The 9,689-nt window shown below is 41.5% G+C and carries 16 protein-coding genes and 1 pseudogene; all 17 read left to right on the top strand.

Going from position 1 to position 9,689, the window contains the following annotated elements:
- The first annotated feature begins 612 nt into the window (after positions 1–612).
- The 17 genes and pseudogenes from TZ48_RS25515 to TZ48_RS19645 all read left to right on the top strand — a co-directional run bounded on the left by TZ48_RS25515 (position 613) and on the right by TZ48_RS19645 (position 9,457).
- The gene (locus tag TZ48_RS25515) at positions 613–960 is read left to right on the top strand and encodes a DUF6404 family protein (protein WP_112480374.1); all 348 of its coding nucleotides are present in this window, start codon (positions 613–615) and stop codon (positions 958–960) included.
- Between the two features lie 148 nt (positions 961–1,108).
- Positions 1,109–1,495, top strand: coding sequence for an NUDIX hydrolase (locus TZ48_RS19720; RefSeq protein WP_112480373.1), 387 nt, complete (start codon positions 1,109–1,111; stop codon positions 1,493–1,495).
- 133 nt (positions 1,496–1,628) lie between these two features.
- Entirely contained in the window at positions 1,629–2,042 is a 414-nt protein-coding gene (locus TZ48_RS19715; protein ID WP_112480372.1) for a hypothetical protein, read from the top strand.
- A 195-nt stretch (positions 2,043–2,237) separates the two neighbouring features.
- A pseudogene (locus tag TZ48_RS25510) lies at positions 2,238–2,297 on the top strand (nucleotidyltransferase domain-containing protein); the annotation flags it as partial.
- Between the two features lie 42 nt (positions 2,298–2,339).
- Positions 2,340–2,795 carry a nucleotidyltransferase domain-containing protein gene (locus TZ48_RS19710; protein WP_239670995.1) on the top strand — a complete coding sequence of 152 codons (456 nt, stop codon included), beginning with the start codon at positions 2,340–2,342 and terminating at the stop codon, positions 2,793–2,795.
- Positions 2,796–2,910: 115 nt separating this feature from the next.
- On the top strand, positions 2,911–3,354 hold the full coding sequence (locus TZ48_RS19705) for a GNAT family N-acetyltransferase (RefSeq protein WP_112480371.1): 444 nt from the start codon (positions 2,911–2,913) through the stop codon (positions 3,352–3,354).
- A gap of 386 nt (positions 3,355–3,740) precedes the next feature.
- Positions 3,741–4,130, top strand: a complete 390-nt coding sequence (locus TZ48_RS26505) for a GFA family protein (RefSeq protein ID WP_112480370.1) — start codon at positions 3,741–3,743, stop codon at positions 4,128–4,130.
- Between the two features lie 77 nt (positions 4,131–4,207).
- Entirely contained in the window at positions 4,208–4,585 is a 378-nt protein-coding gene (locus TZ48_RS19695) for a hypothetical protein (RefSeq protein WP_162674670.1), read from the top strand.
- A gap of 52 nt (positions 4,586–4,637) precedes the next feature.
- Positions 4,638–5,123: a GNAT family N-acetyltransferase gene (locus TZ48_RS19690; RefSeq protein ID WP_239670994.1), complete on the top strand. Its 486-nt coding sequence runs from the start codon at positions 4,638–4,640 to the stop codon at positions 5,121–5,123.
- A gap of 24 nt (positions 5,124–5,147) precedes the next feature.
- Positions 5,148–5,294 carry a hypothetical protein gene (locus tag TZ48_RS19685; protein ID WP_239670993.1) on the top strand — a complete coding sequence of 49 codons (147 nt, stop codon included), beginning with the start codon at positions 5,148–5,150 and terminating at the stop codon, positions 5,292–5,294.
- Positions 5,295–5,358: 64 nt separating this feature from the next.
- Entirely contained in the window at positions 5,359–5,781 is a 423-nt protein-coding gene (locus tag TZ48_RS19680; protein ID WP_112480369.1) for a GNAT family N-acetyltransferase, read from the top strand.
- A 42-nt stretch (positions 5,782–5,823) separates the two neighbouring features.
- A complete protein-coding gene (locus TZ48_RS19675) occupies positions 5,824–6,507 on the top strand; it encodes an SDR family oxidoreductase (RefSeq protein WP_112480368.1) in 684 nt (227 codons plus the stop codon).
- 66 nt (positions 6,508–6,573) lie between these two features.
- Entirely contained in the window at positions 6,574–6,987 is a 414-nt protein-coding gene (locus TZ48_RS19670; protein ID WP_112480367.1) for a GNAT family N-acetyltransferase, read from the top strand.
- 21 nt (positions 6,988–7,008) lie between these two features.
- Positions 7,009–7,458: a GNAT family N-acetyltransferase gene (locus TZ48_RS19665; protein WP_112480366.1), complete on the top strand. Its 450-nt coding sequence runs from the start codon at positions 7,009–7,011 to the stop codon at positions 7,456–7,458.
- Between the two features lie 40 nt (positions 7,459–7,498).
- Positions 7,499–7,987 (top strand): GNAT family N-acetyltransferase, encoded by a 489-nt coding sequence (locus tag TZ48_RS19660; RefSeq protein WP_162674669.1) that lies wholly within the window; start codon positions 7,499–7,501, stop codon positions 7,985–7,987.
- A 351-nt stretch (positions 7,988–8,338) separates the two neighbouring features.
- Positions 8,339–9,121 carry an aminoglycoside phosphotransferase family protein gene (locus TZ48_RS19650; protein ID WP_112480376.1) on the top strand — a complete coding sequence of 261 codons (783 nt, stop codon included), beginning with the start codon at positions 8,339–8,341 and terminating at the stop codon, positions 9,119–9,121.
- 87 nt (positions 9,122–9,208) lie between these two features.
- Positions 9,209–9,457, top strand: a complete 249-nt coding sequence (locus TZ48_RS19645; RefSeq protein WP_112480363.1) for a hypothetical protein — start codon at positions 9,209–9,211, stop codon at positions 9,455–9,457.
- Positions 9,458–9,689: the final 232 nt, after the last annotated feature.

The following is a 9,689-nucleotide window of genomic DNA, read 5'->3' as shown; positions in this document are numbered from 1 at the left end:
AAATTGAGTTTAGTGATTACGGTGGCTTTGTTTGAGTGTAGTGGTAGTTAGCTGCTACTTAAAAATGCGTTATGCGCCATAATCATTTGTAGCTACTCCACCTAGAGTAAACAGTTTTGGGCTTTAAAGGGTAATATATGAACGAGCGACTTTTCGAGTATTGGAGTAAGGCTAGAAAACACGGGGGGCTAACATGGATTTTAAAAAAAACACTAACAATTAGCGCTTTATTTGTAGTTTTTCATACTCTTTTAAATTATCCATCCTCAGATGTTGTAAGTATTTTCGCATATTTTAAGCAGGAGGCTGCAATTTATGTGATATTCCCTAGTCTAATGTTTTTTGTTAACTGGGGTATTTGGTTGTATCGTGAGAGTAAGTTCAAGGAAGAGATCAAGCGTAGAAATGTCACATAACAAATTGTTTAAGCAGACAGCTAACAGTAGGCGATTTTGGTTTGGTTGAGTTCAGTGACTACGTGGCTTTGCTTTAGTGTTGTGGTCGTTAGCTGCAACTTAACAATGCGTTATGTGCACTTCCAAAAATTTTTCAGTTTCTCAAAGTTAATAGGTGCCTAGTTGCGCACTCTTCTTTTTGTGTTGGAGGGCGAATATGAGTTATGAAAGAAAGTTGGGGCTTGCATTTAGTGTACTGGAAGCCGCTCGGATCTGGAAATGGAATTACAATCCACCATTGCACCGATGGGTAAGGAAGGCTGGTTTCAAGTTGAGACCACCATTCTATGTCCCGTTCTGGCATAATCTATGTATTCGTTTCGTTGAGTGTTTCATATTTTTCTTCCCTCTTATCTTTTTGCTTGGCTCTTTAATAGCAGAAGCTTCTGAATTTCATCCACTATATGAGTCAGTGGTGGTTAGCTTATTTTATTCAGTGGTAATGTGTTTGTATTACCTTTGGACTTTCAAACGGTGTCAATTGAGTAATTGGGATGAGCTCTAGGGATACCGTGAACATAACAAATTGTTCAAGCAGACAGCAATTAGTTGGCGATTTTGGTTTGATTAAGCCTAGTGACTACGGTGGTCTTGTTTTAGTGTAGTGCTACTTAACAAGGCGTTATGTGTAAACGGTGGCATGGGGTTAATTTTTGAAAAATCTAGCTATGGCAGTCGTTGCTCGGGACAAAAAGGTACTGCTTCAAAGGCGTTTCAGAAAAAACATAGGTATGGTTTTTGAGTTTCCTGGGGGAGCGGTTGATTGCTCCGAATCTGGAACAGACGCTGCGATACGTGAACTCTGGAAAGAGACAGCATTAATCGGGCTTGAAGTATTGGGCAGTCATATTTTGCAAAACGAATATGGAGGTGAAATTCATTACGTCGTGATGGTATCGTGTATTAGTGATGAACCAACAGCTACAGATTCGGAAAGACAACAAGAGTTTTATTGGTTTAGTGTACCCGAAATACCTACTGGGCACTTTTTCAGAGCCGATTTGGAGTTCATTTCGAATAGTCTAGAGTCTTATACATAACAAATTTTTCAAGCAGACAGCTGCCGTTTGCCGATTTTGGTTTGGCTGAGTGTAGTGATTACGGTGGCTTTGTTTGAGTGCACTGACAGTTAGCTGTTACTTGACATGGCGTTAGCTACCTTAGAGGCAATTAATGAAAATAAAACATTTATCTATTAACTCACTTCAACCGAAACGTAGTTCGCTGGTTTTGGCAGAGCTTACTAATGGTGAGGCTAAAGCGTTTCCGTCAAAGACAATGATTGGTGCATGGATGTGTGTTTGGAGTGAAATTGACAATGAGCTAGTAGAGTTTATTCCAGCTAGTTACAAGCTGGTATATGGTGACTTGGCTGCAACTTATAAAGAGCAAAGCGAACCCCAAAACTTTCAAGCATCTCACTTTATGCTAGAAGCAAATAAGTCTGTTGATGAGTTGGTCGCAATAGCAGAGAAACATCAATTAAAGCATCGTTTTAGAAAGCATTTTGGTGGTCCTTTGTATGAGGTTTGGCTTGAGGATAGCTTGCTAGTTGAATTTTACTCAGATGAGATCTCAAAGCTTTAGGTATGCAATCAATAGTTGACAATTGGTTCAAGCAAATAGCAAAAGTTTGGTTGGGTTTAGTGATTAAGGTGTTTTTGTTGGATTGAGGTGGCAGTTAGCTGCTTGTTAATAACGAGTTATATGCTTAGAGGAAAGAATGGACAATATCCTAGAGTTGGCGGTGAAGGAGTTAAAACGTAAGTATTCCCCCATACTATAATTCTGTATGGTTCTTACGCTCGAAATGAAGCGACAGAAACAAGTGATATAGATATTGCTTGTATTTGGGATCGTTCACAAGAGGTCAAAGATGCTAGGTTGTTTCATGGGGTTTTCCTCGATCTATGGGTTTATCCGACTTCGTTTTTCGATACTGTCTCTGAAGAGTCGTTAAGGTTTGGAGACGGAAGGATAATTCTTGATACCCATGGTTTAGGTCAAGATTTTATTCGCCGTGTTCAAAAAAAACTTAGCGTTGGCAAAGAAGCTATGTCTGAAGAAGATAAGGCACACCTTCAGCAATGGGTCACCAAAATGCTTGAACGAGCATGTGATGGCAATTTAGATGGTAACTATCGCCGCACTTGGCTTCAACACGAACTATTGGAGATGTACTTTGATGTTCGTGGTATGTGGTATTTGGGCTCTAAAAAGAGTTTTAATTACTTGGAGAAGTATGACAAACATCTTTATAGCTTGTTCGAACAAATGTATCGAGAACCTTTAAACTTAAACATATTAAGTGAAGTGGCGAAGCGAGTAGTGCGCATATAATAAATTGCTCAAGAAGGTTGCTAACGTTTAGCGACTTTGATTTAGGGATTGTGTTGGCTTTTTTAATAGGGTGGTGGCGCGTTACTATATAACAAGGCGTATATCATGGGGATGAATGGAATTAATAGAAATAACCGATAACAACTTAATCAAAAAATATATCGGCAAGCTTTATGGTGAGCTATTTGGAACTTCTTCCATACCAAGTGATATGAGTTTTCAAAAAGTCTTTGATGAGCTGTCTGACAATACCCATTTTGCTTACGAAGTGAAGTGTGATAATGAGGTGGTAGCTTTCGTTACGTTAAGTGAGTCTTTCTCGATTTTTGCTCATGGACGATATGGAATAATTAATGAGCTTTGGGTTCACGAAGATCATCGTTCAAAAGGTATTGGTCAAGCTGTCATTCAAGAACTCGTTGAAATCAGTCATGTTTATGGTTGGTCGCGAATCGATGTAACAGCCCCACCAAGTAAGAGCTGGAATAGAACGTTCGAGTTTTATCAAAAGTGTGGCTTTGAGTTCACCGGTAGGAAGTTAAAGATGTATCCTGCGTGACATAAATAAGGTTTTGACTGTTAACGCCAAAAGCTTTGCATTGTTCCTTTTACGCCCAAGGTTATCAAGACACTTGATAGTGGCACATACTGTTGTGAGCATCTCTGCAAAAGCCTAACAAGCTACTCGAGATGGGCACTCGACGCATGGCATTTTTGTTAGCGTAAAAGTATGTCCCCGGTTTGTGCCCATTCACAAGACGTGGAGCACTCGTATTACAATTTCTGGTTTTCATCAAGTTTTCCCTCTTTGCACCATAAATCTCGACTCACTTAAAAGTTTATTGCTCGCCAACGTTACAAATGTGAACTCAACTGGTTGAATGTCATGATGGTTAGCGGCTACTTAACAAAGCGTTTTGTATTATCTGAGTATTGAGGAAAATTATGGTCAAAGGGAGTTGTTTGTGTGGTTCAGTTAAATATGAAATTTCGGGTCAAATTGGTGACATAGTACATTGTCACTGTCAGACCTGCAGAAAAGCACATGGTTCAGCATTCTCTAGCGTCGGAGCTGTCGAGGCTAAGGATTTCTCTATATTAGGTGCTGATAGTCTGAAATCCTTTGAGTCATCCAAAGGGAAGTTTCGCTATTTTTGCTCGAACTGCGGCACTCAAATCTATGCTAAACGAGAGAAAGCCGAACATATTATACTCAGGCTGGGCTCACTTGATAGTGACATTACATCGCTAGAAAAGGAACATATATGGGTTTCCCAAAAAGCTAGTTGGTACAACCCTAAATTAAAGTTACCCCAGCGCAAAGAATATGAGTAGCCCATAAGACATGGTTCAAACCGACAGCTAGCAGGCACTTACACGGCATTATGCGTCTCGATAAAAAGGAGTGGTGAGTGGAGAAAGTAATTGATGAGTTAGTTGCTCAGGGATATGAAGTATCAGGCAGTGATTCCAGTGTTCGGGTTAAGATAGGTGCATTAACAGGTAAGGCTGTTATTCGTAAGAGTGCGTATTCAAATACTTTTGTAATTTCCACTCATACTTGGGCTCAACTTCTGAGTTTGACGTTATTGCTTTCTGCAGTTCTATCGTCGCTACTCAGCCAATGGGGGCAGGTCGAAGCAAGCTGGTCAATGTGGTTTAGTATTGTAATTGCTATCCCCATGATAATCGCAGGCTTTATTTCTGTAATTATTTCAGAGATCCAGTTGCAACCCGTACGCAAGATCGTCCGATTGGCTAATTCAAAGTTGTCACGACCAGTCGTATAGCATTTTGCTTCGGCTAGGTGGCAGCGTTATATACTAGCAAATTGGTCGGGAGATGACAGTGACCGTAAGGAATGCGATTAAGAGTGACGCAAGTACATTGTTGAGCCTTATAGAGCAAAAAGCGGAGTTTGACCGTGCTATGAAGGGCTTTAATGGTGAAATATCCACGACAGTTGAGAAAATTGAACGCACTTTGTTTGGTGATTACCCATTTGCCCACGCTTTATTATTGGAGCAGGACAACGACGTTTTAGGTTTTGCCTTATTCCACTACCGATATTCTTCTTTTAGTGGAGAGCCTTCCATCTGGCTTGATGACCTTTTAGTGGTAGAAAATCAAAGATCAAAAGGTTACGGCTACAAGCTAATGTTGGCCTTGAAAACGCAAGCAATATCATCATCTGTTTCTCACATCTCGTGGACTGCTAGTCCCCACAATGACAAAGCTCATGAGTTCTATAAAAGGCTCGGTGCGGAGGTGGAACGTTTGGATGGACAGAGGCCGTACTTTCGTTGGGTAATGCGAGAGCAGCAATAGCGAACTTTTAACGACGGTGAAGAAGTGTTCGTTGTCTTAGATGGTGTGGTAGACATGCTCTATAGAGAGAATAGAGTCGAGAAGGCAGCTGTGCTCAATGTCGGTGATATCTTTTATGCGTCTATCGCAACGGAACAGGTGGCTCACCCAGTCGGCGTTGTGAGGGTGTGAGTTATCGAAAGTGAAAGTAGCGTGTAGAATTATTTAAAACGAAAACAAAGGAATTTTCTTGCGCATGAAATACAAAGAGAGAGCGGCCTCTCATGATGACTTTGAGTTTCTTTTTGAACTCAAGAAAGCCGCAGAGTATGACGCAGTGTATAGAGTCTTTGGTTGGGATGAAGCACTTCAGCGTCAATTGCATGAACAAGAGTGGAACGAGGCTAGGCCAACAGTAATTGAACTTGATGGGAAAAGGATAGGTAGTTACTTATTTGAAGTACGAAGCGATGGTTACTACTTCGGTCGTTTCTTCTTGTTGCCCGAGTATCAAGGTATAGGCATTGGAAGCGCCGTCATGAAAGCCTGTATTGCGCGATCTCGCTCGAAACCTATTCATCTTTGTTACCTTATAGGTAATCAAGTACATAGCTTGTATGAGAGATTTGGCTTTAAGGTGGTTAGTCAAGATGAGCACTTTGTGTATATGCGTAACTAGATCTCAGCGACATGATTTAAAAACAACAGAGGTTTGAAAGCAATGGAAACCGTATTCATTACTGGAATATCGCGTGGTATTGGGCTGGAGCTAGCTAAACAATATCTCGCTTTAGGTTGGCGAGTTATTGGCACTCATAGAGGGAAGCCGACTTCTGCTCTAATTGAGCTGCTCAAATACGATCAATTGTCGTTACTTGAACTTGAAGTCACAGCGCAAGATTCAGTTAAAGCTATTAGTGAAAGCCTTTCCGACGTTGTGGTTGATGTGCTGATCAACAATGCTGGTGTGATAGGTTCAGATGAACAGTCAATGCTGGCGATTGATCCCGCCGATTGGTTGGACACATTTGCGGTAAATACGGTAGCACCATTAATGGTTACTCGTGAGATACTGCCATTTATGGCGAAGTCATCCAGACCAAGAGTCATTACCATTTCAAGCCAAATGGGTTCGCTTAATCGTGAGTCAACAGGAATGTATGCTTATCGCAGCTCTAAGGCTGCAGTCAACAAAGTCATGCAGGTGTTGTCGGTTGAGTTAAAGGAGCGTGGGATTATCGTTTGTCCGATCCATCCAGGCTGGGTACAAACAGACATGGGCGGCAGTGAGGCTGACATTACTGTAACTGAAAGCGCAGCGGGTATTATCAGCCTGATTGATTCGCTAACTATGGCCTCAACTGGGCGATTTTGGACGTGGAATGGTCAAGAGCATGAGTGGTAAGTCCAATCAAAGACGGGTAATCGTAGGACGCACTCCAATTGGTCAGGTGCACGAAGCAGAGGCGGTATGAACATAGTCCAGTGTAAGCCAGACTCTAAATATTTCTTTGAAGTCGAAGGGCTATTTAAGGTGCAGTGGCCCGACTTTTCCTTCGGTGACTACAGTGTTCAGTTACCTAAGCCGATGGCTGTGGTAGCCGACAATAAGCCTTTCGCAGGCATTGCTTTTACGCATCATCCACACCCTTTGTCTCGTAAGTCGGTGATATGGATAAATGCGCTTTATGTTTTACCTAAATTTCGTGAAAAAGGTCTCGCGAAAAAGCTAGTGGAGCTCGCTACTCAAAAAGTGATGGTGTTGGGACAATCTCAAATTTTGGCATATACAGATATTCCAGAGTTTTATCAAGCTATGGGGTGGGTTGAAATTGATTCCAGTTCAGATTCAGTCCATAAAATTATGGCTTTCACAATATCATAAAGATGAGGAGCATGCGGCAGTATGGAAGTGCACACTGTTTCAAAAGGTGATTTAAATAGTATACATGCATTGGTCAAAGAGGTTGCGACCATTGATGTATTACCTCTCCTCAATACACAAGGAAAGAACGAATTTCTAACACGAGTTCTGGGTGACATAGAGTCGACCTTTGATACGTCCTCGTACTATAGCGTTAAAGTTTTGGTCGAAGGGGAGATAGTTGGATATGGTGCTATACGAGATGGCAATTATCTAACACATCTATTTGTTTCTAAACAATCACAAGGACTGGGGGTTGGCCACTTTATTTTGTCACACTTGTTAGGCAGCACCGATGCGGCAGAAGTCAGCCTACGTTCATCGGTCAACGCGATGAGTTTCTATGAGAAGCATGGTTTTGTTGCAACAGGATCGGAGTCGAAATTCAATGGAATAAGATTTGTGCCAATGACTTTGCAAATTGCGCCTTAGGTATTGAAAGTGGGGGTAGAAAAACATTGGAGAATGGATCGTGGATCATTTAACTCTTAAATCAGCATCCATAGTTGATGCTAGGAACCTGCAAAACTGCGCATTGGATGCGTTTGAAGAAGATAGCCGTAAATATGGATCTTACCCACCAAACATAGAATCGATTGAATGGATAGAATCTCAAATCAAGGCTGGTAACTTCTTTCTAATCATATGGCAGAACCAGTTAGTCGGTGGTTTGTGTGCTGAGCTTGATAGTGATGAGCTGGTGGAGGTTAAGTATGTGTTTGTGGCATCGAGCTTTCAAGGCAAGCAAATCGGTTCATGGGTGATGACAGAGTTGGAAAAGCACTATCTCAATGCTATTGGCTTCAAACTGCTGACACCCGCCGAGTCATACAGAAACCACCATTTTTATGAAAAACTCGGCTATGTGAAAATTAGTGAAAGTGCCCCCATTCCAAATGACGAGTTTCGCGTTTTTAAGTATGTCAAAAAGCGAAATTGTGGCGCACTTTGGCAGCACTGACTTTAAAGAGTTAAAAAAAGTTTGCTCAAGGAACTTCAGTGCATAACTCCAATAGCCACTATAAGGAAATAGACTTTGGCTAAGTATTTAGAAACAACGAAACGGCTCACAATCGAGTTTTTTCGATATTTCGCGGCATCAGTATTGGTGCTTGGTATTAATGGCGAGTTGTTTAACATTGGACTTAGGGTATGGTCTGAAGGTGAGATGTCGTTTTATAGCCATGGTCTTTGGGGTGTGAGTTTATTTTTAGCCTTTGTCCTAACCTGCTGTGTGATGTTTAACAAGTACTGTCCGAAGTAGCCGTTGATATTAAAAACCATCAAATTTATACAGAGAGAATTTAACTTGATAGAGGAATTATCTGGAGGCAGAGGTGCTGCCATTTATCGAAAGGAAGATAAGGTATTAAGACCCGCAGGTCCTTGGTCGCCAGCGGTTCATGCATTACTGAATCATCTAGAACGCGTCGGGTTTTCAGCTGCTCCTAAGTCTTTTGGTTTTGATGATAACGACAATGAAATCTTGTCTTTTGTCCCGGGCGAAACGACCAATTTTCCTCTTGATGGCGCTATCGTCGGCTCTCATGCACTTATATCTGCCGCAGAGCTGTTACGAGCGTATCATGATGCATCGAGTAGCTTAATTGAAGCGGCAGACGTGACCACTATGCGTTGGATGTTACCTACGGTTCAGCCCATAGAGGTTATTTGCCATGGCGACTTTGCGCCATACAACGTTGCCTTAAATGGGAGCTCGGTTGTCGGGGTGTTTGATTTTGATACTGCACATCCAGGCCCTAGGATTTGGGATATCGCCTACGCTGTTTATACTTGGGCACCGTTTAAAACTCATAGCGATGATGCACTCGGTGATCTACAAACTCAAATGCAAAGAGCAAAGTTGTTTTGTGACGCCTATGACTTAAATGTTGAGTTGAGACTGTGTTTGGTCGAGGTGATGGTGAACCGAATTCAGGCGCTCGTTGACTTCATGCATACCGAAGCAAATCAAGGTAATCGGGCTTTTCTGGAGAATATCAACGACGGTCATCATCTTGCCTATCTATCAGATATTGCCTACCTAAAAGAGAATGAAACCGTTATTACAAAGACTTTAGTCGCGGATGTGTGATGACTCGCATTGTGAGGAAACTCATATCCTATCCTGGAATCTATCTGTTAGCGTCGGTACTGAATTGACACTATTTGGGGAGGATTCATGGAGTTTAAGTTCTTTACGAAAGATGGCGGTTATACCTACTTAGAGACAAGTTCTGAGACCTACAAACAAGAGGCAAGTCAGTTGATTCAACAGGGGTTTATTGAACAGTCTTTGATCATTAGTGCCGATAGCGCTCAAGAAGCAGAAGCGATTTTTAAAGATGAGCATCAAGGTTTTTTGAAACAGCTTAACATGCTGTTGGGGCCTTTTATTACTCCTGCTATCACCGAAGTAAATAGCAAGTAGCAGTCAATATTTCTCTCATATATAAATATCAAACTTGTTAATATCTGGAGTGTTGACTACTTACTTCACATTGTGAGGACTTTTTTGCATAAAGTTTATTATTGAGTATTTTCACAACTTCTCTACTTGGTTAGCCTTGGCGAGATAATTAACTAAAGGCGGACTATATGGAAAGCTATTGTAAAAAGTGCAGTCAAGTTACTCAGCATAAACAACACCTTCAAGAGGCAAA

It is taken from the genome of Vibrio variabilis, from assembly GCF_003263785.1.
Classification (GTDB): domain Bacteria; phylum Pseudomonadota; class Gammaproteobacteria; order Enterobacterales; family Vibrionaceae; genus Vibrio; species Vibrio variabilis.
This window is presented reverse-complemented; position numbering and strand designations above follow the sequence as displayed.